The sequence below is a fragment of the Mycobacterium botniense genome (assembly GCF_010723305.1).
Classification (GTDB): Bacteria; Actinomycetota; Actinomycetes; order Mycobacteriales; family Mycobacteriaceae; genus Mycobacterium; species Mycobacterium botniense.
This window is the reverse complement of the sequence record NZ_BLKW01000002.1, coordinates 1,251,844-1,277,192: the sequence shown is the minus strand read 5'-3', so window position 1 is coordinate 1,277,192 and position 25,349 is coordinate 1,251,844. Positions and strand designations below refer to the sequence as shown.

Annotated in this window: 22 protein-coding genes and 1 pseudogene; 10 read left to right on the top strand and 13 right to left on the bottom strand. The window is 64.3% G+C overall.

The genetic code is table 11. The features are described from left to right. The first annotated feature begins 223 nt into the window (after nt 1–223). Complete coding sequence (locus tag G6N08_RS06000; RefSeq protein ID WP_163755236.1) at nt 224–766, top strand: TetR/AcrR family transcriptional regulator; 543 nt, start codon at nt 224–226, stop codon at nt 764–766. Nucleotides 767–895: 129 nt separating this feature from the next. Here G6N08_RS06000 and G6N08_RS05995 read toward each other — a convergent pair whose 3' ends face one another. Beyond that, nucleotides 896–2,254, bottom strand: a complete 1,359-nt coding sequence (locus tag G6N08_RS05995) for an FAD-binding oxidoreductase (protein ID WP_371868962.1) — start codon at nt 2,252–2,254, stop codon at nt 896–898. Between the two features lie 114 nt (nt 2,255–2,368). Here G6N08_RS05995 and G6N08_RS05990 point away from each other — a divergent pair, with 114 nt between their 5' ends. Then, the gene (locus G6N08_RS05990; protein WP_163755234.1) at nt 2,369–3,265 is read left to right on the top strand and encodes an alpha/beta hydrolase; all 897 of its coding nucleotides are present in this window, start codon (nt 2,369–2,371) and stop codon (nt 3,263–3,265) included. A 121-nt stretch (nt 3,266–3,386) separates the two neighbouring features. Here the strand turns inward: G6N08_RS05990 and G6N08_RS05985 are convergent, their stop codons facing one another. Then, nucleotides 3,387–4,043 carry a TetR/AcrR family transcriptional regulator gene (locus G6N08_RS05985; protein ID WP_163755233.1) on the bottom strand — a complete coding sequence of 219 codons (657 nt, stop codon included), beginning with the start codon at nt 4,041–4,043 and terminating at the stop codon, nt 3,387–3,389. A gap of 141 nt (nt 4,044–4,184) precedes the next feature. Here G6N08_RS05985 and G6N08_RS05980 point away from each other — a divergent pair, with 141 nt between their 5' ends. After that, nucleotides 4,185–4,316 (top strand): hypothetical protein, encoded by a 132-nt coding sequence (locus G6N08_RS05980; RefSeq protein WP_163755231.1) that lies wholly within the window; start codon nt 4,185–4,187, stop codon nt 4,314–4,316. Nucleotides 4,317–4,385: 69 nt separating this feature from the next. On the opposite strand, the gene G6N08_RS05975 is transcribed toward G6N08_RS05980, so the two are convergent. From G6N08_RS05975 to G6N08_RS05965, 3 genes are read right to left on the bottom strand one after another with little or no spacing between them, the layout of a single operon-like run. Next, entirely contained in the window at nt 4,386–5,807 is a 1,422-nt protein-coding gene (locus G6N08_RS05975; RefSeq protein ID WP_163755229.1) for an NAD(P)(+) transhydrogenase (Re/Si-specific) subunit beta, read from the bottom strand. Further along, a complete protein-coding gene (locus G6N08_RS05970; RefSeq protein WP_163755227.1) occupies nt 5,804–6,157 on the bottom strand; it encodes an NAD(P) transhydrogenase subunit alpha part 2 in 354 nt (117 codons plus the stop codon). The genes G6N08_RS05975 and G6N08_RS05970 overlap by 4 nt, the downstream gene beginning before the upstream one ends. A 29-nt stretch (nt 6,158–6,186) precedes the next feature. Next, a complete protein-coding gene (locus G6N08_RS05965) occupies nt 6,187–7,305 on the bottom strand; it encodes a Re/Si-specific NAD(P)(+) transhydrogenase subunit alpha (RefSeq protein ID WP_163755225.1) in 1,119 nt (372 codons plus the stop codon). A 345-nt stretch (nt 7,306–7,650) separates the two neighbouring features. Between G6N08_RS05965 and G6N08_RS05960 the strand changes: the two genes are divergently transcribed. The 5 genes from G6N08_RS05960 (at nt 7,651) to G6N08_RS05940 (ending at nt 15,285) form a co-directional block, all read left to right on the top strand. After that, complete coding sequence (locus tag G6N08_RS05960; RefSeq protein WP_163756751.1) at nt 7,651–8,874, top strand: acyl-CoA dehydrogenase family protein; 1,224 nt, start codon at nt 7,651–7,653, stop codon at nt 8,872–8,874. Further along, nucleotides 8,864–9,685: a tyrosine-protein phosphatase gene (locus G6N08_RS05955; RefSeq protein ID WP_163755223.1), complete on the top strand. Its 822-nt coding sequence runs from the start codon at nt 8,864–8,866 to the stop codon at nt 9,683–9,685. Before G6N08_RS05960 ends, G6N08_RS05955 begins: the two co-directional genes overlap by 11 nt. A 337-nt stretch (nt 9,686–10,022) precedes the next feature. Continuing rightward, nucleotides 10,023–11,453, top strand: coding sequence for a PE-PPE domain-containing protein (locus G6N08_RS05950; protein ID WP_163755221.1), 1,431 nt, complete (start codon nt 10,023–10,025; stop codon nt 11,451–11,453). Between the two features lie 605 nt (nt 11,454–12,058). Next, nucleotides 12,059–13,465, top strand: a complete 1,407-nt coding sequence (locus G6N08_RS05945; protein WP_163755219.1) for a PE-PPE domain-containing protein — start codon at nt 12,059–12,061, stop codon at nt 13,463–13,465. Between the two features lie 371 nt (nt 13,466–13,836). Beyond that, on the top strand, nt 13,837–15,285 hold the full coding sequence (locus tag G6N08_RS05940) for a PE-PPE domain-containing protein (RefSeq protein WP_163755217.1): 1,449 nt from the start codon (nt 13,837–13,839) through the stop codon (nt 15,283–15,285). Nucleotides 15,286–15,382: 97 nt separating this feature from the next. On the opposite strand, the gene G6N08_RS05935 is transcribed toward G6N08_RS05940, so the two are convergent. From G6N08_RS05935 to G6N08_RS05910, 6 genes are all read right to left on the bottom strand, one after another. Further along, on the bottom strand, nt 15,383–16,246 hold the full coding sequence (locus G6N08_RS05935; RefSeq protein WP_163755215.1) for an SDR family oxidoreductase: 864 nt from the start codon (nt 16,244–16,246) through the stop codon (nt 15,383–15,385). A 96-nt stretch (nt 16,247–16,342) separates the two neighbouring features. Further along, nucleotides 16,343–17,758: an aldehyde dehydrogenase family protein gene (locus G6N08_RS05930; protein ID WP_163755213.1), complete on the bottom strand. Its 1,416-nt coding sequence runs from the start codon at nt 17,756–17,758 to the stop codon at nt 16,343–16,345. Nucleotides 17,759–17,852: 94 nt separating this feature from the next. Further along, on the bottom strand, nt 17,853–18,827 hold the full coding sequence (locus G6N08_RS05925) for an SAM-dependent methyltransferase (RefSeq protein WP_163755211.1): 975 nt from the start codon (nt 18,825–18,827) through the stop codon (nt 17,853–17,855). Beyond that, nucleotides 18,827–19,765 carry a class I SAM-dependent methyltransferase gene (locus G6N08_RS05920; RefSeq protein WP_371868961.1) on the bottom strand — a complete coding sequence of 313 codons (939 nt, stop codon included), beginning with the start codon at nt 19,763–19,765 and terminating at the stop codon, nt 18,827–18,829. Before G6N08_RS05920 ends, G6N08_RS05925 begins: the two co-directional genes overlap by 1 nt. A 15-nt stretch (nt 19,766–19,780) precedes the next feature. Continuing rightward, nucleotides 19,781–20,731 (bottom strand): class I SAM-dependent methyltransferase, encoded by a 951-nt coding sequence (locus G6N08_RS05915; RefSeq protein WP_163755207.1) that lies wholly within the window; start codon nt 20,729–20,731, stop codon nt 19,781–19,783. Nucleotides 20,732–20,871: 140 nt separating this feature from the next. Beyond that, nucleotides 20,872–21,498: a TetR/AcrR family transcriptional regulator gene (locus G6N08_RS05910; RefSeq protein ID WP_174813277.1), complete on the bottom strand. Its 627-nt coding sequence runs from the start codon at nt 21,496–21,498 to the stop codon at nt 20,872–20,874. Between the two features lie 521 nt (nt 21,499–22,019). Between G6N08_RS05910 and G6N08_RS05905 the strand changes: the two genes are divergently transcribed. Then, nucleotides 22,020–24,044 (top strand): chloride channel protein, encoded by a 2,025-nt coding sequence (locus G6N08_RS05905; RefSeq protein ID WP_163755203.1) that lies wholly within the window; start codon nt 22,020–22,022, stop codon nt 24,042–24,044. 24 nt (nt 24,045–24,068) lie between these two features. Here the strand turns inward: G6N08_RS05905 and G6N08_RS21425 are convergent. Beyond that, nucleotides 24,069–24,209: pseudogene (locus G6N08_RS21425) on the bottom strand (DNA-3-methyladenine glycosylase 2 family protein); the annotation flags it as partial. A gap of 163 nt (nt 24,210–24,372) precedes the next feature. On the opposite strand from G6N08_RS21425, the gene G6N08_RS05895 reads away from it, so the two are divergent. Further along, nucleotides 24,373–24,756: a nuclear transport factor 2 family protein gene (locus G6N08_RS05895; protein WP_163755201.1), complete on the top strand. Its 384-nt coding sequence runs from the start codon at nt 24,373–24,375 to the stop codon at nt 24,754–24,756. Here the strand turns inward: G6N08_RS05895 and G6N08_RS05890 are convergent. Continuing rightward, nucleotides 24,753–25,136 (bottom strand): DUF427 domain-containing protein, encoded by a 384-nt coding sequence (locus G6N08_RS05890; protein ID WP_163755199.1) that lies wholly within the window; start codon nt 25,134–25,136, stop codon nt 24,753–24,755. The two genes, G6N08_RS05895 and G6N08_RS05890, sit on opposite strands and share 4 nt — an antisense overlap. Between the last annotated feature and the right edge of the window lie 213 nt (nt 25,137–25,349).

Here is a 25,349-nt window from a genome sequence, read left to right as displayed (position 1 = left end):
CCTCAGTCGTGACATTTTTACGATAATGTGTAAAGTTCCCGGGGGTGGCGGCCTGAGCGCCTCCGCGAGGTCCGAACGCTGTTTGCCCCACCGGTCTGCCGTGCACGGACACGGTTACGATGGGAAGGCCGGTATCGACCCGGACACAGCGGCTCACCCACAGGATCATGACAGTGGCGCCAAAGCACCGTGACACTTCATCGACACTCTGTAAAGTTCGGCTATGAGTCGCCGCGCCGCCACTGAGGCCGACACCTCGACCAAACAGCGCATTCTCGCCGCCACCGCGGAGGTGCTCGGCCGCAACGGCAGGTCCAAGTTGAGCCTTTCGGAGGTGGCGGCGCAAGCCGGGGTGTCGCGCCCCACGCTGTATCGTTGGTTCGCATCCAAAGAGGAGCTACTGTCCGCGTTTTCCCGCTATGAACGCCAGGCCTTCGACAGCGGCCTGAGCAAGGCGACAGCCGGACTGACCGGGGTTGAGAAGCTCGACGCAGCGTTGCGCTTCATCGTGGAATATCAGCACGCCGCCACGGGCGTGCGGATGGTCGATATCGAACCTGAACATGTCATCGCGGAGTTTTCCCGCGTTCTCCCCGAGATGCGGGAAGGGTTACAACGGCTGCTTCCTGGATCTAATGCCGCGGTGAAAGCGGCCGCTGCGATCCGTATCGCGATCTCGCACTACATGATTCGCAGTGACGATGCAGACCAGTTTCTGGCGCAGCTGCGCCATGTGGTCGGGATCAAAACACCCAACTCATCCTGAACCCGGAAATCAGCGATTCGTCGGGGGCAATCAATCGTGTGGGCCAGGTCGCCGCACATACTCCCCGTGCCCGAGAGCACAATGTTTTTTCCGTTTTTTCGCTGACTCCCACACTCGCGGCCGAACGGCTCAAGACGGGCCGAACAGCACGGCGGCGTTGAGGTATCCGGTGGGGTCGAACGCAGCCTTGACGAGCCGCATGGCGGCGATATCGGCCGGTTCGCGTGTCATACCGAGGTAGGCCCGTTTCCGGGTGCCCACACCGTGTTCGGAGCTGACATTGCCCCCGCAAGCGGCGATGAGGTCCATCATCGCGCCGACCAGTTCATCTTCTCGTTCCAGCGCACCGCCCAGTACGTTGAGGTGCAAGTTGCCTTCGCCGATGTGCCCGAATAAAACCGGCAATCCCTCCGGGATGCGTGCGTGAATCAACGCGGCCGCGTCCCGGGCGAAATCGCTGATTGCGGCCAGCGGCAGGGATACGTCGAACTTCAACGGCGGCCCGTCAACGCCGAGCACCTCGGACACCGATTCGCGGACCCGCCACAGCCGCTGCTGGGCGGCCGGGTCCGTGCCGACCGCCGGCTCGTCGCACATCCGCGCCCCCCTGATCGCCTCGGCCAGCCGCTGGAACTGGTCGTGGTCGGAGGCCAGCTCGACCAGTAGCAGCCAGTCACCTCGGACCGGGGCCGGCACGTCGAGATGTGTAGCGGTCAGTGCAGTGGCGCGGGCGTCGATGAGTTCTAAGGCCGCGATCCCGTCGACGTCCCGCAACACCCGGGCCATCTCGACCACTGCCTCAAGGTCGGCGAACCCGCACACCGCGGTCACCCGATGCGATGGCGTGGGGTGCAGGCGGAGGTCAAGCGCAGTGATGACACCCAGAGTTCCTTCCGCACCGACGAATAGCGCCGACAGGTTGTAGCCGGTGTTGTCCCGGCGCACCCGGCTATGCCGGTGGAGCACCGAGCCGTCGGGTAACACGACGTCCAGGCCGAGGACTTGCTCACTCATGTTTCCGTAGCGCACGGTGCGCAGGCCTCCCGCGTTGGTGGCGGCCATCCCACCTACGGTTGCCGTGTCTCGGGCTCCCAGGTCGACACCGAACAGGAGGTTGGCCGCGGCCGCGGAGCGCTGTACCGCGGCCAGGGTGGCACCGGCGCCGACCTGGATACGACGCTCGACGGTGTCGACATCGCCGACCGCGCACAGCCGCTCAGTCGACAAGAGCACGTCGTCGTGCAGCGGTACGGTGCCGCCCACGAGCGAGGTGCGACCCCCTTGGATGGTCACGTGGGCGCCGGCGTCGCAGCAGATGCGCAGCACCTCGGCGACCTCGCCCGCTGAACCGGGCCGCACCAGCATGCCGGCACGGCCCCGATATCGGCCGGTGTGGTCGACACTGCGGCTGGCGAGGACGTCGGGATCGGTGATGACGTGGCGTGAGCCCACCGCCGCCGCCAGGCTCTGCCGAATACTCGCCGTCATGGCGCCGGTGTATCACATGCGGCGATCACGAATTCATGGTGCACCCGGTGACGGCGCGTGCACGGTACGGAATGATCCAGGCCGATGGCCGTGGGCGGCGGGGAGGACAAACGTATGGCATACCGCGAGAATGTCTGCTTCACCTCAGGCGAGGACCGGGTCAGCGCCTGGCTGTACCGGCCGCCGGGCAAGAGCGCGGCGCCGCTGCTAGTGATGGCACATGGCTTGGCCGGCGTGCGCACCATGCGGCTGGACAGCTATGCCGAGCGATTCTGTGCGGCCGGGTATGCCTGTCTGGTTTTCGACTACCGGAATTTCGGCGACAGCGAGGGTCGGCCGCGCCAGGTGCTCGACATCGGCATGCAGCTGGCGGACTGGGCCGCTGCCGTGGCCTACGCGCATACCCTCGATGGCGTTGACCACGGCCGAATCAGTTTATGGGGAACGTCGTTTAGCGGCGGGCATGTGATCGCGACCGCAGCAAGGGTGCCGGGAATCTCAGCCGTTGTCGCCCAATGCCCGTTCACCGACGGCATCGCCTCGGCGCGCACACTCCGTCCGTTGGTCACCGCACGCATCACCGCGCTGGCAGTGCGTGACCTCGTCGCTGCCTGGATGGGTAGATCCCCGGTGATGGTCCCGGTCGTGGGCCGACCGGACGAGGTTGCCCTGATGAACGCCCCGGATGCGTACCCAGGCTTTATGCGCCTGGTACCTGAGGGTGTGACGGTGCCCAACGAGGTCGCCGCCCGGCTCGGCATCACAATTCTGGCCTACCGTCCAGGACGCCTCGCCGCGAAAGTCACCTGTCCGATTCTGTTCTGCGTATGCGAGGCCGACTCGGTGGCACCGGCAAATCCGACGCTGCGCTATGCGGCCAAGGCGCCGCGCGGCGAGGTCAAGATGTATCCGGAAGGCCATTTTGCGATCTACGTCGACGACGCATTCGAGCGCGTGGTCGCTGACCAGATCGCTTTTCTCGACAAACACGTCAAACCCGGCGGTGGTTAGGCCGCGGCGAGTCGATCCGGCTCATGCCTGAGGCACACCGAAGCGATGCCGGGCCGGGTGACGTCGGCGGTGTGCACAGGGGTCGGTAGAAGGGGCGCGCGCACGGGCGCGATCCCGGCGATCAGGCCCCCCGACCGGCTGTATCGATATCGGCTCCCGGGCCGAGGGGGGACTGCTTGCGGATCGATTCGTCGCGGATCAGCCCGCGCAACAGAGCAGTGCTGAATTCGGCGGCGATCTCCTTGGCCGTGCGCCGCCCGCTGGGCCGCAGCCAGCGGTAGCTGCCCAGCGTCATCCCGATATAGCCCAGCGCCAGCACGTGCGAGTCGCACTCGTAAAACTCGCCGCTGGCGATGCCGCGGTCGATGAGCCCGTGCACATGCTCGTAAACCTGGGTCTCCTTCTCTCGGATCTCGGCGACCTGTTCCTCGGTGAACCACTCGGTGATGTAGGGCTGTTCCTGGAAGTACACGGCGGCCCGCTCGGGATTTTGAGCGATCCCGGTGAGCAGTCGGACGGTGTACTGGTACAGCGCCTCCCGGGCAGTCCAGGACGGATCGTCGTGGACAGCGGCCAGCGTGCCCTCGGCGGCCCGGCGGTAGATGTCGAACAAGATCAGCGACTTACTGGCGTAGTAGTGGTAGACCGTCGCCTTGTTGAGCCCCACCACGTCGGCGACGTCGTCCATCCGGGTACCGTGATATCCGCGCGCGGCAAACAGCTTGGTGGCCACGGCCAGCAACTCCTCGCGGCGGGAAACCCCGTTTTCGGATGGCATCGTCTACTCACTATCGCCAGGACCCGGACAACACGGTGTCAATCAACTGGTTGGAAGTTTAAGCGCAGCCGCCCATGCACTGTCGCCCGGTTGACGCATGGGGCTAGACTGCTGCACAGGTCACGAGCCGAGAGGTGCGCCATGGATACGGATCCCAACCCGGACTACGACTTTTCTGACGAGCTCGAGTTTTTCTTCCGGTATGTTCCCTGGGGTCTGCGCGGTGTCGTCGACGGCAACGGCTATCCGCCGCCCGCATATCCCCCGGTGTGAACGGCGCCGGTCACCTCACTCCCTTGTTCTTGTTCCCAGCGGAGTAGGGGGTTCGGCTCGGCCAACTGGCTAAAGCGCCTTCAATTCTTCGGTCAACTCGGTTACCGATTTTTTGGCGTCACCGAACAGCAGGGTGGTGCCGTCGGCATAGAACAGGGGGTTGTCGATCCCGGCGAAACCGGAATTCATCGATCGTTTCAGCACGATCACCGATTTCGACTTGTCCACGTTCAGGATCGGCATCCCGTAGATGGGTGAGTTCGGTTCGTTGCGTGCCGCCGGATTGGTGACGTCGTTGGCGCCGATGACGAGTGTGACATCGGTGCGGGCGAACTCGTCGTTGATCTCGTCCATATCCTTCATGGCGTCGTAGTCCACTTCGGCCTCGGCCAACAGCACGTTCATGTGCCCGGGCATCCGGCCGGCCACCGGGTGAATAGCGTATTTGACTGGCACACCACGGGATTCGAGTAACGTGGCCATGTCCTTGACCGCATGCTGGGCTTGTGCGACGGCCATGCCGTAGCCCGGAACCACGATCACCTGGTTGGCGTACGCCAGTTGGATCGCGGCATCGGCCGCAGAGGTGGACTTGACGTGCTTGTCCCCTCCGTCGCCACCAACCGCCGCGCCGCCACCGCCGAACCCGCCGGCGACGATTGCGGGGATGGATCGATTCATAGCCTTGGCCATCAAGTTGGTCAAGATCGACCCGGAGGCGCCGACGATCATGCCGGCGACGATCATGGCGGTGTTGTTCAGCGCCAGCCCGGCCGCCGCCGCGGACAGCCCGGTCAATGCATTGAGCATCGAGATGACGACCGGCATGTCTGCGCCACCGATGGGTAACACCACCATCAGCCCGAGCGCACCGGCTGCGACCAACAGCCCGATCATCCACCATAACGGCACTCCGCCGCTGCCGGGCCGGGCATGCACCCCGATGACCACCGCGCACGCCACCGCCGCTAGCAGCAACAGCACGTTGAGCGGCTGCTGGACGGGGCCGAGTCCGATGGGCCGGCCCGGCAAAATCTCCTGCAGCTTGCCGAAAGCGATGCACGAGCCCCAGAACGACACCGACCCGATGATCGCGGCGAACAGCGACGCCACCACAATGTGCACGGTGGGTGACTCGCCGTACTTGAAGGCCGAAAAACCGGTCGTCTCAATGAATTCCGACAGTGAGATCAACGCCACCGTGCCGCCGCCGACCCCGTTGAAAAAGGCCACCAGCTGCGGCATCGCGGTCATTTTGGTCAACCGCGCCGGGGGTACGCCGAGCACCACACCGGCGGTCAGGCCGGTGATAATCAACAGCCATTGACCGGTGTGGCGGATCGCGATCAGTGTGGCCGCCACTGCGATCGCCATTCCCGTCGCGGCGATCAGATTGCCCCGCACCGCGGTTTTCGGGCCGGTCAATCCCATCAGCCCGTAAATGAACAGCGCGAAAGAGATGATGTAGAGAATGCTGACGAGATAGTTCATCGGGTTTGCCCGTGGGTCTTCGCGGGTGTCGACGCTTCGGCGCCCTCTCGGGCCGGCACCGGCTTTTTGCTCTTGAACATGCCCAGCATGCGGTCGGTGACGATGAAGCCGCCGATGACGTTCAGGGTGCCGAACACCAAGGCGACGAACAGGATGAGCTGTAGCGCGAGCGACGGGTGCTCGATGCGGCCCAACAGCACCAGTGCGCCGAGCACCACGATGCCGTGAATGGCGTTGGTGCCCGACATCAGCGGGGTGTGCAACGTGTTGGGCACCTTGGAGATCACAGCGAAGCCGACAAACCCGGACAGCACCAGGATCGCCACATTGGCCAGCAGTTCGTCGTACATTTAGCCACCCTCTCCGGGATTCATCGCTCCTAGCCCTGGCTGCGTTCTGCCTCGTCGCCGGCGCGGGTCACACACGCCGCCGCCACGATTTCGTCGTCGAAGTCCGGGGCCAGCTTGCCGTCGTTGAGCAGCAGATCCAGCAGTGCGGTGATGTTTTTGCTGTAGAGCTCGCTGGCGTGTTCGGGCATGGTCGCCGGCAGGTTCAGCGGAGCGGCGATGGTGACGTCATGCTTGACGACGGTCTGGCCGGGCTGGCTGAGCTCACAGTTACCGCCCGTCTCACCGGCCAGGTCGACGACCACGCTGCCCGGCTTCATCCCCTTGACCGCCTCGGTGGTGACCAGTCGCGGCGCCGGGCGACCGGGAACCAAAGCGGTGGTGATCACCACGTCGAACTCGCCGATCGCCTGTTCGAGTGCTTTCTGCTGTTGCTCGCGCTCCTGTTCGGTCAGCTCGCGAGCATATCCCCCTTCACCTGAGGCCGAGATTTCGCCGATACCGAGGTCAAGCCACTGAGCGCCCACCGATCGGACCTGGTCAGCCACCTCAGGCCGCACGTCATAGCCCGTGGTGCGCGCACCCAATCGTTTCGCGGTGGCCAGCGCCTGCAGCCCCGCCACCCCGACACCGAGCACCAGCACCGTGGCGGGCTTTACCGTGCCCGCCGCTGTGGTCAGCATCGGAAAGAACCGGGTCGCCTCCCACGCGGCCAGCAGCACCGCCTTGTACCCGGCCACGTTGGCTTGCGACGACAACGCGTCCATTGACTGCGCCCGTGAGATTCGCGGGATCGCCTCCAGCGCAAACGCCTGCACACCCGCCGCGGCGAGCGCCGCGATCTGGTTGTTGGTGTCGCGGGGAGCGAGAAAGCCGATCAATGTCTGCCCGCGGCGCAACCGACTGACCTCCTCGGGGGTCGGCGGCGCGACCTTGACCACAATGTCGGCGGCCCATGCATCACCGATGGTGGCACCCGCCCGGGTGTACAACTCGTCGGGAAGCAGCGCCCGCGCCCCCGCGCCGGACTCGACCACCACTGCCACACCGCTGCTCACCAGTGCCGGCACCGCCTTGGGCACCAGGGCGACGCGCCGCTCCTCTGGCCCGGCTTCGGCGACCACGCCGATCGTCGTCTGTGAACCTGTCATGACGCGCACATCGTTTCCGTACTTTCCTGCCCATTCCTCCCCGGCCGACGCGGCCTCGGCCGCACGCTTCGCTACCCTAACCCGCACCGCGGGTCATCACCGAAGTGTGCCCGCCCGGGGCTCCGCCGCGCTTCCTCGGAGTTCCCGGCACAGCATGTACCAATCACCTGGGCGGAATCATGCCGTTGATGATCCGACTGATCCGGGGAATTTGGTAGCGCTCACGGGGTTGTGGGGTCACAACGCATCGTTGTGCGCCGCAGGAGTTGACGCGCACAAGCTCGATATCGGCGGCGTGCCCGCCGCGGCTCGGCGTCGCCTATCGTGACCGACATGGACTTTGCGATGTCGGCTAAAGCGGACGACTACCACAAACGGCTGTCTGCGTTCATGACCGAGTATGTTTTTCCCGCGGAGGCTGACTACGACCGCTATCGCCGCGAAGCCGGTCCGGATGATCACACGGTGCCGCCGATCGTCGAGGACCTCAAGGCCAAGGCTAAAGAACGCGGACTATGGAACCTATTCCTGCCTGCGATATCGGGGTTGACCAACCTGGAGTACGTGCCGCTGGCCGAGTTGACCGGCTGGAGCACCGAGATCGCGCCCGAAGCGCTCAACTGCGCGGCACCGGATACCGGCAACATGGAAATCCTGCACATGTTCGGCACCGAGCAGCAGCGCCAGCAGTGGCTGCAGCCCCTGCTTGACGGCCAGATCCGCAGCGCGTTTTCGATGACCGAGCCGGCGGTCGCGAGCAGTGACGCCCGTAACATCCAAACGTCGATCACCCGCGATGGTGGCGACTACGTGATCAACGGTCACAAGTGGTGGACGTCGGGGGCTGCTGATCCGCGCTGCAAGGTTCTCATCGTGATGGGGCGCACCAATCCGGACGCGCCCGCCCATCAGCAGCAGTCGATGATCCTGGTGCCGATCGACACGCCGGGGGTGTCGATCGTCCGCTCGACACCGGTATTCGGCTGGCAGGACCAGCACGGGCACTGCGAGGTTATCTACGACAATGTCCGGGTGCCCGCGGCTAACCTTCTTGGCGATGAAGGTGCGGGTTTCGCGATCGCCCAGGCGCGGCTGGGACCGGGTCGCATTCATCACTGCATGCGCGCGCTGGGCGCGGCCGAACGCGCGCTGGCGTTGATGGTGGACCGGGCCCGGAACCGCGTCGCGTTTGGCCGGCCATTGGCTGAGCAAGGCGTGGTGCAGCAGTGGATTGCCCAGTCCCGCAATGAGATCGATCAGGCGCGCCTGCTGTGCGAGAAGGCGGCGTGGACCATCGACCAGCACGGCAACAAAGCCGCGCACGTGCTGGTCTCGCAGATTAAAGCGGTGGCCCCGCAGGTGGCCTGCCAGGTCATCGACCGCGCTATCCAGGTGCACGGCGCCGCCGGTGTCAGCGATGACACCCCACTGGCCCGCCTGTACGGCTGGCATCGCGCGATGCGCATCTTCGATGGACCCGATGAGGTGCACTTGCGAACTATCGCACGAGCTGAACTGGCTAGGGAACCAAGCGTTTTCGTCGCGGCGGGCACCTGTTATGGCGGCTGATGTGCGGGAACTCAACGGGGCGTGGAACTTTCGCGACGTAGCTGACAGCATCAATGTGCTGCGGCCTGGGCGATTATTCCGCTCCAGTGAGCTGACCGGTCTCGACGACCACGGCCGTGCGGCGCTGCGACGACTGGGTGTCACCGATGTGGCCGACCTGCGCTCGCCCCGCGAGGTGGCCCGGCGCGGGCCGGGTCGGGTTCCCGACGGTGTCGAGGTTCACCTGCTGCCGTTCCCTGATCTCGCCGCCGACCAGACCGCCACCGATGGGGCACCCCCGCACGAGCAGGCATTCCAGCGGCTGATGACCGAGAAACCCGATGACGAATCCGTTGCCGCCGCGGCGACCCGCTACATGGTCGACGAATACCGGCGCTTTCCCACCGCCAACGGGGCCAGTCGGGCGCTGCGCCAGGTGGTCTCCCTGCTGGCGGCCGGGCGGCCACTGTTGGCGCACTGCTTTGCCGGCAAGGATCGCACCGGCTTTATCGTCGCGGTGGTGCTGGAGGCGATCGGCCTGGACCGCGACAGCATTCTGACCGATTATCTGCGCAGCAACGACGCCGCACCGCACCTCAGGGTCCGGATCATGGACATGATCCGGCAGCGCGCCGAAGCAGAACTGACCCCCGAGGTGATGGCGTTCACCGAGGCCCGGCTATCCGACGAAGTCCTCGGCGTGCGCGAAGAATACCTGGCCGTGGCCAGGCAAACGATCGACGAAACCTACGGATCGCTGCACGGCTACCTGCGGGACGCGGGCGTTACCGCCGCGGACGTGGATCGGTTGCGTCAGGCGCTGCTCGGCTGAATGCGAAGAGGGTTTCCGACCACGGTTGCGTGCTCGCGGTTGCCGGGGGCGGGGTCCGGCAGTAGCGGCACCCGCCGCGCGAACGTGTGAGCACCACAAGCGCCAGCTAAGTATCTCACAAAGAAATCTGTGAATTTCTTAGAAAATCATGCGAAAGGTCTAGACTTTTCCCAGTGGAGAGCTGTCCTGCTTCGACATTCAGTACTGCGATTCACCACCAGTAGGCCTGTCCACAATTGGGAGGTCGCACATGTTCGGCTGTAAACCTCATTCGCTGGTTTGTTCGCTAGGCCTGGGACTGCTGACAACTACGGGCGTCCTGGCGTTCACCGCACTAATGAATCCGCCGCTCGCCCACGGGGATCCCGCCTCTGAGCCCGCTGATCCGACGACGATCGGGCTGGTCATGGGTGGCAGCGGCATCCCGCTGCCCGACTACAACGTTCCCGGCTATGTGCAAGCGGCCAACACCCTCTACATTCACCCGAATTTCCCCGACACCACCTATCCCGCTCCCTACGAGAATGGGCTGTTCACCCCGGAATATCCGGAACTCAGCATGCCGTTCTCACTCAACTACCCCACTGCCACGACCGGGCCGCTGGCCGGGTTTCCGGCGCTGAGCACCTCGATGGGCCAGGGCATGCTCATCGTGGACAACGCCATCGCCACCAACACCGCAGCCGGTGATGCGTCAACAGTGTTCGGGTATTCGCAGAGCGCCACGATCGCCAGCCTGGTCATGGAGCAGCTTGACCCCACTGGCACACCGAAACCCGACGCCGGGCTGCAGTTCGTGCTGATCGGTGACCCCAGCGCACCTAACGGGGGCATACTGGAGCGCTTCGACGGTTTCGCCGTGCCGAGTCTGGGGATCTCGTTCGACGGCGCCACTCCCGCCGATGATTTCCCCACCGACATCTACACCCTCGAATATGACGGGTATGCCGATTTCCCGCGCTACCCCATCGACTTTCTGGCCGACCTCAACGCCGTGCTGGGCACGATCAGCCTGCACGGCATCTACCTGGAGCTGACGCCCGAAGAGGTTGCCACCGCAACGTTGTTGCCGGGCTCGCAGGCGCTCGGCGCGGACACCCTCACCAACTATTACATGATTGACGAAACCCCGCCGCTGGTGGCCGTGCTCTCGGATGTCCCGGTGGTCGGCAAACCGTTGGCCGCCCTGTTCGGCCCGGATTTGACGGTGTTGATCAATTTGGGCTATGGCCCTGGCAACCTTGGCTATTCACTTCCGGCTAATGTGCCCACCGAGTTCGGGCTGTTTCCCGATGTCAGCCCGATCACCGTCGCCGGCGAGCTGGCCGCCGGGGCGCAGCAGGGTATCAGCGCTTTCAGCAACGACCTGGCCACCGTGTCGCTGCCGGCGCTGGTGTCAGGGGTGTCGGCAACCGTGGATCCCGCGCTGTCGCTGCCGAGCATGACCGATCTTGTCACGGCGGTGTCGGCTGGCCTCAGCGATCCGGCAACAACGCTGACCGATGTCACCAACGCGCTCAGCAGCGCCGGCGAGTCCCTGGCCACCCTGGCGATGCAGACCACCGATATCGTCAACGCCGCGGTAATCAGCTTATCCGGCTACGACATCAGCCTCTTTGACGCCAACCTCAACAACCCCATCGACGCCATCGGCCTGCCCATCGCCGCAGACACCGGGCTGCTCACCCTGGTGGCCAGCATCGAACTCGAGCTTGTCTATCAGGCGGTCACCGCGACTATTAGCACTATGACCGCAGTGGTCCCGTAGGTCTTCGGCCGCTTGATCACCCCGTCGATGACCTTCTGCGCCAGCGGTACTATCGCTCAGCTTCTGTCCTCAACCATTCCTCCGAAAGCATCGAGAGTTATTGAGGGCCAAAGGCTTCGTGCGGCGACAGCGTTCGTCGGTTAAGGCCGGAGCAGCACGAGCCACTCTCTTGGCGTTGATATGGTGATCTCGACGGTGACGGCGGCGCCCAGGATGAACGCGCCAGAGTACATAGCGGCACAGCTTTGATCACGGGCGCGCCAGAATCAGGCTGCGCACGAAACCGCATCGACAAACCGGTCGACCACACAACGGGTCCCGCGGCGGCTGTGACACGACGACGACCGGCAGCTGAGGACGCTCCGCGAAAAACCGCATGTCAGACTAGCCCGGACTGAGATTTTTCAAAGGAAATCTTGAGGATTTCCCACAGGAGGAGCGCGGTTCGGGGTATGTTGCACGTGCATCCAAAAGCTTGCTCGTGGTGGACCCTCGAGTCACACAAGTGCCGTCTTTGGGGAGGTCGTATGTGGGGTTACAAGCTTCGACTCCTGGGATTCGGGCTGACCGCAGCTGGCGGTGCAGGTCTTTTAACCCTCACAGGGATGATGAACACGGCCTTCGCATACGGTGACAGCGCGGTCGACCCTGTCACACCCGAAATCACTTGGGTGATGGGCGGCAGCGGTGACCCGATACCCTCCGAGGAGTATGTGGCAGCCGTTAACAAGCTGTACTTTCCCGATATCAGACCGACGAATCCCTATCCGGAAAACGCCCTGTTTACCCCCGAAGGGTTGTATCCGCTCACCGGGGTGAAAAGTCTGCCCCTGGACACGTCAGTCGCGCAGGGGGTGACGATCCTCAACAACACCATCAACCCTAATGGCGTGTTAACCCCTGAAGCCACCCTGGTTTTCGGTTACTCACAAAGCACAATCATCGCCTCGCTGGAAATGGAGGCGCTCGACCCGAACGGCACGCCACAGCCGGACAGCCCTCTGTCTTTCGCGATGATCGGCGACGTCATGAACCCCAACGGCGGGCTCTTTGAACGTTTTGACGGTTTGCAAATCGCCAGTCTCGGTCTTGATTTCAGCGGTGCGACCCCCGCCGACGATTACCTGAACAGCATTTACACGTTGGAGTACGACGGGTACGCCGACTTCCCGCGTTACCCGATCGATCTGCTGTCCGACCTGAATGCTTTCGCCGGTATCTACTACGTGCACGGCACCTACCCGGACCTCACGTCCACGCAGGTCGAAAGCGCTCTGCTGCTGCCTGGTTCGATGGACTATGGCTCCGGCACAGCGGACAGCCTCACCAACTACTACATGATCACCGTCAACGATTTGCCGCTGCTCGATCCGATTAGGTCGATCCCCTTCTTCGGCAACGCGGTAGCCGACCTGTTGCAGCCGGATCTGACGTATCTTGTCAACCTGGGCTACGGCGACCCGCTGTATGGCTGGTCGACCAGCCCCGCCAACATTCCCACCCCGTTCGGCTTATTCCCCAGCCTCAGCGCATTCGAACAGTTACCGGGGCTTCTGGTCAGCGGCACCGAGGAAGGCATCCATAACTTCATTGCCGATTTGACCGGTAGCGGACCGAATCCGGTGACGTTCTCACTTGGCTCGCTGCTGGATTCCGCCTCGGGAACCTCAAGCGCGTTAGCCGGCCCCTTGACGGCGCTGTCGACCCTTGCCAGTGACCCCGGCTCGTTGGTCACCGATATCGTCAACGTCGTTAATACGCTTTCCGGTGCGGCGTCGACGGCCTATGCCACTCTGCTGCCCACAGCAGACCTCGCTAACGCACTGTTGACCAGTATGCCCGCATACGACGTCAGCCTGTTCTTGAACAACCTCAGCGACCCGGTCAACGCGATTGGTTTGCCGATCGCGGCTGATATGGCACTTGTCACCCTGGCCGGCGGTTTCGAATTCGACGTACTCCTGGACGCTGCGACCAGCATCGCAGGCGATCTCGGCAGCCTGATCCCCTGACAGCTGACCAGGAAACCGGCAACCTGTCCTGCGCTGGACCGGGTGTCCGGCGCAGGTCAGGTTGCGTGTTGTACCGTCGGCGGCGGATACCAACCCCCGCGAAAAGCCTCGTCGGCTTTAACCCAGGCGTGTTTTGCCAGAACCTCTCGCACGTGGGGACAGGAACCCGGAGTACACGACACTGGAACGTGCGCGGTTTGGCGGGTGCCCGTAACGCCGCACACGGCCTCAGCGCCCGCACGAATTCGATCCGATCAGGGGCAGGGCCCGGCCGTAAAGGTCACCGGCGCCCCACAATTCCCGCGTCGGCCCGAACGCAGCTGAATAACTTGGTGATTTAGTAACGTTGTCCCTGCCCAGGGGAGGTTTCGATGCCACGGTCAAAGTCCGGCTGGTTCGCTTTTGGTCTACTGGCTGGTGCCGGTGCGTCTCTTCTGGGGCTGACGTCGATACTGCACTCAGCCTTGGCGTTCGGCGATGATACCGCCCTGGTGATGGGCCCCAGCGGCTTCCCGGTACCCCCGCCAACCTATGTCGACGCCGCCAACGAGCTGTTCCTGCACCTGCCCGACACCTCTGTCCTGCCCTTGACCACGCCCGAAGGGCTCTACCCGGTCACCGGTGTCAACACGTTGCCGTTCGATTCGTCGGTCACCCAGGGGGAAGCCACCCTCAACACCGCGATCAGCCAGCAGATCGCCGACCACAACCACGTCGAGGTGTTCGGCTACTCGCAGAGCTCCACGATCGCCTCGCTGGAAATGTCGCAGCTGCATGCCGAAGGTGTGCCGAGCTCAGACGTGAGTTTCGTGCTGGTCGGCGATCCCAACAACCCCGACGGCGGACTCCTGGAACGTTTCGCCGGCCTGTCCATCCCCAGCTTCGGGGCGACGTTCAGCGGCGCAACCCCGAGCGATCTCTACCCCACCGACATTTACACCAACGAATACGACGGATTTGCCGATTTCCCGCGCTACCCGATCAACCTGCTGTCCGACCTCAACGCCCTGATCGGCATCGCCTACGAGCACGCCACCTACCTGGACCCGTCCGAGCTGACCAATGTCATCGATCTGGGCACCTACGCCGACACCACTTATTACATGATTCCGGCGACCGGTCTGCCGCTGCTGGAGCCGCTGCAGGTGATCCCCGGAATCGGCCAGCCGCTTTACGCTCTGCTTGAACCGGACACGGCTATCCTGGTCAACCTGGGTTACGGCAGCCTCACCCAAGGTTGGGACACCCAGAATCCGCCGGATGTGCCCACGCCGTTCGGGTTATTCCCCACCGATATCAGCCCCTCCCAGCTGATAACGGCGCTGGCCGCCGGGACGCAACAGGGGATCGGCGACTTCGTCAAAGATCTGCAATCGTTGTCGTTCACGTTCGACTTCACCTCGCTGCAACCACTTCTGAATGCGGCCTACACGTTCGGCCTGACCCCGAACCTCCTCACGAACCCGTTGAACCCGCCGTCGAACCTGCTGGAACTTATCAACGCCATCAGCACCTTCGCCCATGGGGACGTCCCGGTTTCGGCGAGCAATGTCGTCGATGCGCTCGTCAGCACCGTCTCCACTGACGTCGCCACCGTGCAGCCGTTGGCAGATGCTGCGCTTGCACTGGGCGTCACACTGCCCGAATACGATGCGACGCTATTTGTGGAAGGAGTCTCTGCTGGCAATCTCCTTGACGCGATCGGCAACCCGGTGGCCGCCGACGTCGGGCTGATCCCGTTCGCCCTCGGGTTTGGCCTCGTGCCGCTGGTGGAAACCGGTGCAATCACGATCAGCGAATTCGCCAGTCTCATCCCATGATCGCTGCGGCGCCGCTACCGCGGTGCTAGGTTAGATCGGCAAACGCTCAGCATGAGCCTCAGCCCCGGCCCGGCCTGGGCTATTTGCGCCTAAGAGCTCAGCGCACCGAAAAACTCGCCTGTTTAGCCCCGGACAGGTCGGTGATTTGCGCCCACTTCGCGGCCACGTCGTCCACTGACGGCGGGTTCTCGAAGTTCACACCCTCGTTCTCGAACAATGCGACCCGCTGCACCCTGCCGCCGCCGACGATGAAAACCGACCCGTTATCCGCAGATTCTTCGGTGCACAGATACGCCACCACCGGCGCCACAAATTCGGGTTTGAGCTTCTCCAGCACCTCCGGGGGCAGGATGTCCTGCGTCATCCGGGTCGCGGCCACCGGTGCAATCGCGTTGGCGTGAATATTGTATTTGGCGCCCTCCAGCGCCAGCGTGTTGATCAACCCGACCAATCCCATCTTGGCCGCCCCGTAGTTGGACTGTCCGAAGTTGCCGAACAGCCCGCTGGTGGAGGTGGCGACGACCACCCGCCCGTAGCTCTGCTCGCGGAAATGCGGCCAGGCCGCGCGCAGCACGTGGTAACCCCCGTACAAGTGCACCTTGAGCACAGCGTCCCAGTTCTCGAACGCCATCTTGTGGAATGTGCCGTCACGCAGGATCCCGGCGTTGCTCACCACACCGTGCACCGCGCCGAACTCGTCGAGCGCAGTCTTGATGATGTTGGCCGCCCCCTCCTCGCTGGCGACGCTGTCGTAGTTCGCGACAGCGCGGCCCCCGGCGTCCTTGATCTCGGCAACCACCTGGTCGGCCATCTCCGAGCCCGCCCCGGTGCCGTCACGCGCGCCGCCCAGGTCGTTGACTACCACGCTGGCGCCTTCCCGCGCGAGCGTTAGAGCGTACTCGCGGCCCAGCCCTCCCCCGGCTCCGGTGACGATGATGACACGATCTTGTACTCCGGGCATGAACTTCCTTTCTGCGTGTAGCGGCCCGACCGTGGCCGGGCCGCTGCGTGGCCCGAATCGTCGCCGGGCTATTCGGTCAGGTACGCGCCGACACGGCTAAAGCAGCCGACGCGCTAACTTCCACGCCTTCTCTGTATACGGCGGGTAGATGAACCTCGATATGTCGGGTCGGGTGGGTTTGGTGAGCACTGACTTGCGATGGCTGAACTCCTCGAAACCCCAGCGGCCGTGGTAAGCGCCCATACCTGACGGGCCGACCCCGCCGAACGGCAGCTTGGACGTGAAGTATTGGAACGCCAGATGATTCACCAGCATGCCGCCCGCCGGCACCTCCTTGATCACCCGTTCGCGCACGGCGCGTGCCTTGGTGAACAGATACGCCGACAACGGCTTGGGCCGAGAGTTCACGAAACGTATTGCTTCGTCGAGAGATTGGACCGAGATTACTGGCAAGATCGGGCCGAAGATTTCGTCTTTCATCAACGGCTCGTCGGGATCAGGGTCGACGACCACAGTCGGTTCGATCCGCAGAGCCGACGCATCGACGTTCCCGCCCACAACGATCTTGCCCTTAGTGTCAGCCAGATAGCGGCTCAGCCGATCGAATTGCCGCTGGTTGACGATGCGCATTCCCGCCGCTTCGCCGGACTGAAACGTGGTGATGGCGTCACTGATCTTGGTCACCAGTTCGTCTCGGATGGTTGCGTCGGCCAGTACATAATCGGGGGCAATGCACGTCTGGCCGGAATTGAGCAGTTTGATCCAGGCGATCCGCTTGGCCGCGACATCCACATCGGCGTCCGCCGCGACAATCACCGGGCTCTTCCCCCCCAGTTCGAGGGTCACCGGGGTCAAGTGCGGGGCGGCGGCTTCGTAGACTTTGCGGCCGATCTCGGTGCCACCGGTGAATACCACCCGGTCAAAGCCTTGGGCGATCAGCTGCTGGCTCACCGCACCATCTCCCTCGATCACCGCGACCGCATCCCGGTCGAGATAGGCCGGCACCAGTTCGGCCATCAGCCGCGACGAGGCCGGTGCAATCTCAGACGGCTTGAGCACCACTGTGTTTCCAGCAGCGATCGCTCCGACAGCCGGGCCGAGTGTCAGAACGAACGGGTAGTTCCACGCGCCGATGACCAGCACGGTCCCGTAGGGCTCATACTCCACCCAGCCACGCCCGGGTAGCTGCGCACGTTCCAACAGGCGGTGCTTACGGCGCATCCACCTGCCCACATGCTTGGCCGCATACCGCGCCTCGGCGGCGGTGCCGGCGATGTCGGCCATCCAGGCTTCGAATGGTTTGCGGCCAAGGTCATCAGCCAGGGCGGCGGCGATCTTGTCCTCGTTCTCAGCCATCATCGTCTCGATGGCCCGCAACTGGGTGCGCCGCCACTCCAGCGTGCGGGTTCGCCCACTGGCAAACGTCTCGCGTAGTCGGGTCACTGTTTGCGGGACGTCCTGGCCTGCCGATATTTTGGCGGCAGTGCCGTGTGCGGCGGCTTCGGTGGTCATTGGGCTTCCCTTCCTCACCGGCGGAATCCCAATCCTAACCAACCACCCGGTTGGGTAACAGGTGCCGGTCAGGTTTTGTCGACGGCAGTCACCTTCAACGCTTGGTCGCCATGAGAAAAGAATTCACCGGACGCCTGTCGTCGGTCGCGGGCGCTCGGCCGAGTCGCGCAGATTCCTCGCGGCTGTCCACGGTGCGGGTCGCCCAGCCATGGCGGGAAAACCACTCGGCGCAGTCCGGGCGGTCCTCATCGTGGTACCAGAGTTCGAACGGGTCGAACTCGACATCTTCGCCGCGTTTTTCTCGTGCTTCTCGCAGCCTGGCCCATCTCTTTTCGGCTTCTTTGCGCTGCTCTGGGTCCACGCCGAAAACCTCGACCGCCACACGGCTGCCGGCCGGGCTGAGGTCGTCGATCGCGACGAACATGGCTTCCTGCGCCGCAGCCGGCAGAAATGGCAACAATCCCTCAGCTAACCATGCCGTCGGCGATCCTGCATCAAAACCCGCGTCACGCAACGCTTTCGGCCAGTCGTGACGGAGGTCGACCGGGACCGCGCGCCGGGTAGTGGCTGGTGCGATACCGTGCCTGGCGAGCGTTTCGGCCTTGTACTCCAGCACCTTGGGCAGGTCGATCTCGTAAACGACGCAGCCTTCCGGCCACGCCAGCCGGTATGCGCGGGAATCCAGACCGGCTGCCAGGATGACATGCTGGCGGATCCCGGCAGCTGCGGCGTCGGTGAAGTAGGCGTCGAAAAAGTGGGTGCGCACCGCCTGGTAGCTGATCATCTGCTGGGCGTCCATCGCGACGTCGTCGTCATCTGCCGAAGCCGACCACCACCCCATCACCTGGGCACGAACTTTCTCCAGTTCGGGAGTGGAAACCAGCAGCTCAGCGAATTGGTCGCGGATAAGCGGAGCGTCGCTCGCGGTCTCGGCGGCGCGGGCCAGCGCCACCATGACCGCGGTCGCCCCCACGCTGGTCGCGATATCCCACGAGTCGTTGTCCGTGCGCCGGCTGATGGGCCGGCTCTTTGCCGGGCCGTGTCGGCCCGCGACGTCGCCGGACGACATCACAGCCGCTCCGCCACCACGAACTCAGCGAACGCGTCTTTATCGTCGCCCATCGGCACACCGTCGACCCAGCGGTCCAGCCGGCGCATCTCGTCTGCCGAGTTGCACGCCCTCGCCCGCCAGCCGTGCTCGTTGAGCCAGTCGGCCACCAGCGCGCGGTGCTGGTCGTGGTAGATCAGCTGTTGCACGTCCACCGTCTGTTCGATGCCCAGCTCGTCGGCCACTCTTTTGAAGCGCTCCCGCATTTCCTGACGCCTGTCGTCGGCGTGGCGGGCAGCGGTTTCGACCGCGATACGGCTGCCCGGCGCGCTCAGCTCGGTGATCTGCTCAAACAACCGGTCCTGGGCATCGGCGGGCAGATACATCAACAATCCCTCAGCCAACCACGCCGTCGCCGTCGCCGCCTCGAAGCCCTGACTACGAAGTGCGGTCGGCCAGTCCTGGCGCAAATCGACAGGCACCTCGCGGCGGTCGACTGTCGGTGTCGCGCCGTGCGCCGCGAGTGTCTCGGATTTGTAGGCAAGCACCTTGGGCTGGTCGATTTCGAACACGGTCGTGCCGGTCGGCCAGGCCAGCCGATAGGCACGGGAATCAAGCCCCGAAGCCAGGATCACCGCCTGCCTGATCCCCGCCGTCATCGCATCGGCGAAGTAGGCGTCGAAAAACCGGGTGCGGACCGCTTGATAGTTGCGCATGTGGTGGAAGACCGCCGCGCTGTCGGGGTCGATGGACTCCACCTTGGCGACCACCGAATCATCGAGCATCATTTCCCACACACCGGTTCCGGCGTTGGTGACCAGAATCTTGGCGTAGGGGTCACGGATCAGCGGATCTGGCCTGTCGGTTTCGATGGCCCGGGCGGCAGCCACCATGACCGCGGTGGTGCCGACGCTGGTGGTGATGTCCCAGGTGTCGTCATCGGTGCGCATTGTGCTCATGGTGTTCGCGTTTCCCTATCTGTCCGGTCGATCCAGGCGTGCCCGCACCAGCGTGCTGGCGACGGTCTCCTCGACCAGGTCTGCGGGTATTGGGCGGCCCAGGCGCGCCATCTCGTCGGCGTTGCTGACGGCGTGCACCTGCCAGCCGTGGTCGGTGAGCCACTGAGCGGCGTCGGCGCGGTTGGCATCCGGGTAAGTCAGCTTTTCGACGTTGACGTCCAGACCGAGCCGCCGCATACGCGCCCATCGTGCGCGGCGCGCCGCTCGGCGCCGCTCGTTGCTGCCATCGAAACCAAACACTTCGACGGCCACCCGGCTGCCCGGTGCACTCAGCGCGGTGAGCCTCTCGAAGAGGCGGTCCTGCGCATCGGCGGGCAGGTACGGCAGGAGCCCTTCGGCCAGCCAGGCCGTCGGCCGGGTTCGGTTGAAACCGGCGGCGATCAGTGCGGTCGGCCAATCGTCACGCAGGTCCACTGCGACGGGGCGCCGTGTTGCGGTGGGAACCGCTCCATGGGATCCCAGGATGCCCGCTTTGTATTCGAGCACTTTGGGCTGGTCGATCTCATAGACAATGGTGTGCGGCGGCCAGTCCAGTCGGTAAGCCCGCGAGTCCAGCCCAGCAGCCAAAATCACTGCCTGGCGGATGCCGCTCTGGGTAGCGGCGCTGAAGAACTCATCAAAGAAGTGGGTGCGGACCGCCTGGTAATCACAACCCACCCGGTGGGCACGGCGCCCGTGCTCGTCGTCGCCGATCCAGTCCATATCGGGGCTGGCAAGGCGCGCCCACGCCAGCCCGGCCGACGACACGAGGAGGTAGGCGAACTCGTCACGGATCAGTGGATCGGGTGACGCCGTTTCAACCGCGCGGGACGCGGCGACGCCCAACGCCGTGGCACCGACGCTCTCGGTGATGGCCCAGGTGTCGCCGTCGGTCCGTACGGATTGCACGTCCTCAACATCAGTCATGTCGTGAGCCATGCTACCGAACAACTTAGGTAAGCTATGCGCCGGTGTGGGTGACATCACCGCGGTGCGGACGGCCGGGAACGCGGCGCGGGACATCTGTCGCAGGCCGCCGCGCAAGTGCGGCGCCTCCTACGCCCCGGTCAGGACTCGAGCCGCCACAGCGTGCCGCTCATCAGTTGCAGGAGCCGTTCGGTGACGGTTTCAGCCTCCCCCACACTTCCGATGAAGCCGGCATAGAGACTGACACCATAAATTAAGGCCAGAAGCATCTCGGCTACCGTGGAAACATCGGTCTCGAGGGTGATCTCGCCGCGCTCCTTGGCTTCGTTAATTGCCTGGGTAAGGAATAACCGGGTCGCGCGTATTGAGCCATTCTCGAGGCGACGGAATTCCGGATGCCGCTGCGACTCGATCACGGTAGTAATCAGAAAGGCCACAACTGCGGGATCCCCAAAATCGCCGTGAATCACGGTCGTCATATACGCCGACAACTGACTCATCAACCTGGTCTCGCGGCGCGCGCGCTCGATCCCTGCCGTGACGACCAGGGCGTTGGTTTGATCCACTACTTCCCGATAGAGCAAGCGTTTACTGGGAAAGTAGTGATTAATTGCCGGACGTGTTAAATCGGCGCGGAGCGCGATCTCCTGGAATGTGGCCGCGTCATAGCCACGTTCGGTAAAGACTTCGCGCGCTGCGCGCACTATACGCTTTCGCGTGTCCGCCGCCTTCGCTGCGGGAGGACGGCCGGGTCCACGCTTCGCCATTTGCGGCACATCCAAATTGTGCCATAAATCACAGAGCGAACACGTTGAAAAGAGCCTCCTCCGGAAACCGCCGATGGTGAGCGCCCCTCTCGCCGGGTGCTCTTTCGGGTTCGGCGGATCGTCGCGGCATGTGGGGCCCGATGCGGCGATCCCATGACACTGCTGGCCGTTGCGGTGTGGACGTCTTCAACTACCGGTCATGTCGGCCGCGGCGCGCCCATAGACCGCCCGCGGAACATCGCCGTCCGGACCGGCTGAGCGCGCGCTGGTGCACAGAGCGGCCGCCCGCGGCGGCCGCTCGTCCCGTCCGGCCCACGCAGCTGTGGTCTCGGGGCCCGGATCCGTTCACCCGCGCTCAATCGGCACCACGGTGCTGTCCGGGGTGGATAAGCTCCATCGATATGTTGTCGTAAGACATCATGGTAGTGGGCAATGTTTGCTGGCGTGCCGGGTTGGTACCGCGTATTCCCGCGTCCGCGCGGGCCAGAAGTAAGAAAGCCGCTGCAGAAAGGTGATGGCGAATGGGGCAATCACGGGCAGCTGCCGCTCCGGCGTGGCCGGGCCGATCGGTATCCAGGGCAGGGGGTGGGACAACCGGCTGGCTCCGGTCACGCCGATTCGGCCTGCTCTGGGCGGCGATCGTGGTGGGAATCGGCGCCGGGTTTGGGGCGGTAGCGTTTCGCTACCTCATCTACGGGTTCACCTGGCTGGCCACCGGACACCCGGCATTCGGCCAGCAAGGCTGGGTGCCCAGCGGCCACTTGCCCTGGTTAGGCCTTGCATTCTTCGTACTCATCCCGGTCCTGGGCGGGTTGCTGTATGGGCCGTTGATCTTCCACTTTGCCCGTGAGGCGCGCGGCCACGGCGTGCCGGAAGTGATGATCGCGGTGGCCGAGAACGGCGGTCGCATCCGGCCGCAGGTGACCATCGTCAAGGCGCTCGCCTCGGCGCTGTGCATCGGAACCGGCGGTTCCGTCGGCCGTGAGGGACCGATTGTGCAGATCGGTGCAGCGCTGGCCTCCAGCCTCGGCCAGTGGGTGCGGATGCCGGAGAACCGGCTACGTATTTTGGTGGCCTGCGGCGCGGCCGGCGGTATCTCGGCCACCTTCAACGCCCCCGTCACGGGGGTGTTCTTCGGTGTCGAGTTGATCTTGCGAGAGTTCTCTATCGAAGCGATCTTCACCATCATGCTGTCGGCGATGCTCGCCGACGTCATCTCCCGGGTCTTCTTCGGCTCGGCCCCCTTCCTCACTCAACTGCCCAGCGGCATCGCTCTCGACCACATCGCCAACTACCTACTGGTGGCGCTGCTTGCGGCACTGTGCGGACTGATCGGGGTGTTGTTCACCAGGGTGCTGTACACAACCGAGGATTGGTGCGACCGCGTCTGGCGCCACCGTCCGGAATGGGCACGTCCCGCGGTGGGCGGTATCGTGCTCGGCCTGCTGCTGCTGGGCGTGCCGCAACTGTACGGAGTGGGCTACCCCGTGATGTATGCCGCCTTCGCCGGTCACTATGCGCTGTGGTTTCTGCTCATCCTCGCGGGGGGCAAAATCTTGGCCTGCAGCCTGACAATCGGTATCGGCGGCTCAGGTGGCGTGTTCGCGCCCTCGCTGTTCGTCGGGGCGACATCGGGTATGGCCTTCGGGCTGATCGTTCACCACCTGATCGGCCCGGCCGCCGGAGAACCCGCGCTCTACGCGATTGTCGGGATGGGCGCGGTGTTCGCCTCGGCGGCCCGTGCGCCGCTCACCGCGCTGGCCAGCACGGTCGAAATGACTGGCGACTATACCCTTACCCTGCCGGTGATGTTAGCCGTTGCGATTGCCACCACCGTGTCCCGCGCGCTGTCGTACGGCACCATCTACACGACCAAACTGCTGCGCCGCGGCATCGACATCGACCGCCCTACTCCCACACACGCGTTCGTCAATCTCACCGCCGCCGACGCCATGGATCCGTTCGCCACCCCGCTGGAGCTCACCGACCGGACCCCTGCCATCGAGCGGGATTGGACGGCCTTGCTGGGTCCTCTCACCCATGTCCACCGACCCCAGGCACTGTTTGCCAACGATAGCCTGGCCCAGGCGTTGCGGCAGCTTGTCGTCTACGGTCGCGACGGTCTACCGGTCATCGATGTCGACGCCCGGCATGTGCAGGGCTGGTTAACCCCTCAGAGCGTCATGCGCGCGGTGCACGCCTACCTCGCGGAGGCTCAACCGCGAATCACCGCGAGTCATCAAGCCGCCGAGTGGGCCGCTCCGGAGGCCGAACACGCTCCGCGAAGCCAGCTTGTGGGGTATCGCATCGTCGAACACACCCTGGCCGCCGAATCCGCGGCTGTCGGCTGCAGCCTGGGCGAAATCGCCTGGCCCGACGGCTATCTCCCGGTGTCCATCCTCCGTGAGCGCCGGCTCATCGAGGCTGAGCCCACCGTCCGGCTCGCGGCAGGCGACCGGATCAGCATCCTCGTCCCCGCTGACGACACCAGCCACAGCACGGCGGCCGGCCCCGACAACCCTGAGACAACCCATGACCTCCGATGACACCCGGGCAGGTCAGCGGGCCGATCACAGCGCACTGAGATCGCGGATGGCCGCGCGGGATGCGAAACGCGGCAGCCGCGCCAGCCCGCTTACTTCGAGCAATCGCACCGCGCGATAGCGATGCGGCCACATCGGCTCGAGCAGCCGTTCCATCTCCGGATCGTCCCGAAGCTGACTACAGTCGAGAAAGTGACCGTGCGAGCACTGCTGACCACCACGACTCGCGTCCCCTATCGACGGGTTGCGGGTGATCATAGGGGTTGCCGACCGGGCTTCGGTGTAACCGGCATAATTGACCACCCAGCGCGCCACACGCCAGGATGACCGGGTGACCACGCCGTTCGATGATCCCCAGGCCGAGCTGGCGTGGATGTTTTTGCAATGCCTATGCCAGAGCGGAGATCTCGACGAATGCTTCACGCTGCTCAGCGACGACTTCACCTACTGGAGCATTGTCACTCGCACGTCAATCGATAAGGCAACACTGCGGCGCGAGATCCAGCGGCGCCAGCGCCTCGCGGAAACGACCCTCGATTTCATCCGGTGTATCCACGACGGTGACTGTGTCGTGGTGGAGGCACACGGCCGAATCACCGTCGGCGGAGCGCGTTATGACAACCCGTATGTCTTCCTCTTCGACACCTGCGATGGGCTGATTGTCTCGATCCGCGAATACAGCGATACCCGGCTGGCCGAAGAACTCTTCGGCTAATCGGCGTTGACGGTGATCTCGGCCTTGTCGGGGTAAAAGGCGACCCGATCGGCGATCGCGGCCACCGCCGGATAGGGGTGTTCATACGTCCAGATGGCGTCCTCGACGGTGTCGCCGGCTGCGGTGGTCACACTGTAGTAGCTCGCCTCACCCTTAAACGGACAATACGTTGTCGTGTCACTGCGGGTCAGTACCTCGTGAACAACATCACTCATCGGAATGTATTGCACCACAGGGTAAGTAGACTCACGCAACGCCAGCGCGTCACACGTGTCGGCGACCAGTTCGCCGTTGACACGCACCTGAACCCGCCCGTTGGTCGGCTCGATCGTGATCGGGTGCTCTGTGCTGGGTTCTAAGACGATCCGGTCACTCGTCATTGGCAACTCCTCCCGCGTGGATGCGAGGTGCAACGCTGAGCGGCGCTGATCATTCCCGCCGCGCGGGATGCGGGCCGGTCCTCATCGGCCGCGCTGCTCCGGGCCGGGTGAGCCACGGCTACCATCGGCGATATGCTCCTCGAAGCCGGGCAGTGGGCGCGCGGCAGCGGGCCGGGCGCCTGACGGCCGGCATCGACCCTGAGGGCACCCCAC

What these genes read in the sequence shown, in the direction of transcription:
- G6N08_RS05965 (WP_163755225.1), bottom strand. Translation starts at nt 7,305, where the DNA reads ATGACAGGTTCACAGACGACGATCGGCGTGGTCGCCGAAGCCGGGCCA.
- G6N08_RS05945 (WP_163755219.1), top strand. Translation starts at nt 12,059, where the DNA reads ATGATGAACACGGCCTTCGCATACGGTGACAGCGCGGTCGACCCTGTC.
- G6N08_RS05980 (WP_163755231.1), top strand. Translation starts at nt 4,185, where the DNA reads ATGGATACGGATCCCAACCCGGACTACGACTTTTCTGACGAGCTCGAG.
- G6N08_RS05995 (WP_371868962.1), bottom strand. Translation starts at nt 2,254, where the DNA reads ATGACGGCGAGTATTCGGCAGAGCCTGGCGGCGGCGGTGGGCTCACGC.
- G6N08_RS05935 (WP_163755215.1), bottom strand. Translation starts at nt 16,246, where the DNA reads ATGCCCGGAGTACAAGATCGTGTCATCATCGTCACCGGAGCCGGGGGA.
- G6N08_RS05905 (WP_163755203.1), top strand. Translation starts at nt 22,020, where the DNA reads ATGGGGCAATCACGGGCAGCTGCCGCTCCGGCGTGGCCGGGCCGATCG.
- G6N08_RS05930 (WP_163755213.1), bottom strand. Translation starts at nt 17,758, where the DNA reads ATGACCACCGAAGCCGCCGCACACGGCACTGCCGCCAAAATATCGGCA.
- G6N08_RS05975 (WP_163755229.1), bottom strand. Translation starts at nt 5,807, where the DNA reads ATGAACTATCTCGTCAGCATTCTCTACATCATCTCTTTCGCGCTGTTC.
- G6N08_RS05970 (WP_163755227.1), bottom strand. Translation starts at nt 6,157, where the DNA reads ATGTACGACGAACTGCTGGCCAATGTGGCGATCCTGGTGCTGTCCGGG.
- G6N08_RS05955 (WP_163755223.1), top strand. Translation starts at nt 8,864, where the DNA reads ATGGCGGCTGATGTGCGGGAACTCAACGGGGCGTGGAACTTTCGCGAC.
- G6N08_RS05985 (WP_163755233.1), bottom strand. Translation starts at nt 4,043, where the DNA reads ATGCCATCCGAAAACGGGGTTTCCCGCCGCGAGGAGTTGCTGGCCGTG.
- G6N08_RS05960 (WP_163756751.1), top strand. Translation starts at nt 7,651, where the DNA reads ATGTCGGCTAAAGCGGACGACTACCACAAACGGCTGTCTGCGTTCATG.
- G6N08_RS05940 (WP_163755217.1), top strand. Translation starts at nt 13,837, where the DNA reads ATGCCACGGTCAAAGTCCGGCTGGTTCGCTTTTGGTCTACTGGCTGGT.
- G6N08_RS05925 (WP_163755211.1), bottom strand. Translation starts at nt 18,827, where the DNA reads ATGTCGTCCGGCGACGTCGCGGGCCGACACGGCCCGGCAAAGAGCCGG.
- G6N08_RS05910 (WP_174813277.1), bottom strand. Translation starts at nt 21,498, where the DNA reads ATGGCGAAGCGTGGACCCGGCCGTCCTCCCGCAGCGAAGGCGGCGGAC.
- G6N08_RS05920 (WP_371868961.1), bottom strand. Translation starts at nt 19,765, where the DNA reads ATGAGCACAATGCGCACCGATGACGACACCTGGGACATCACCACCAGC.
- G6N08_RS05915 (WP_163755207.1), bottom strand. Translation starts at nt 20,731, where the DNA reads ATGACTGATGTTGAGGACGTGCAATCCGTACGGACCGACGGCGACACC.
- G6N08_RS05950 (WP_163755221.1), top strand. Translation starts at nt 10,023, where the DNA reads ATGAATCCGCCGCTCGCCCACGGGGATCCCGCCTCTGAGCCCGCTGAT.
- G6N08_RS05990 (WP_163755234.1), top strand. Translation starts at nt 2,369, where the DNA reads ATGGCATACCGCGAGAATGTCTGCTTCACCTCAGGCGAGGACCGGGTC.
- G6N08_RS05890 (WP_163755199.1), bottom strand. Translation starts at nt 25,136, where the DNA reads ATGACGAGTGACCGGATCGTCTTAGAACCCAGCACAGAGCACCCGATC.
- G6N08_RS06000 (WP_163755236.1), top strand. Translation starts at nt 224, where the DNA reads ATGAGTCGCCGCGCCGCCACTGAGGCCGACACCTCGACCAAACAGCGC.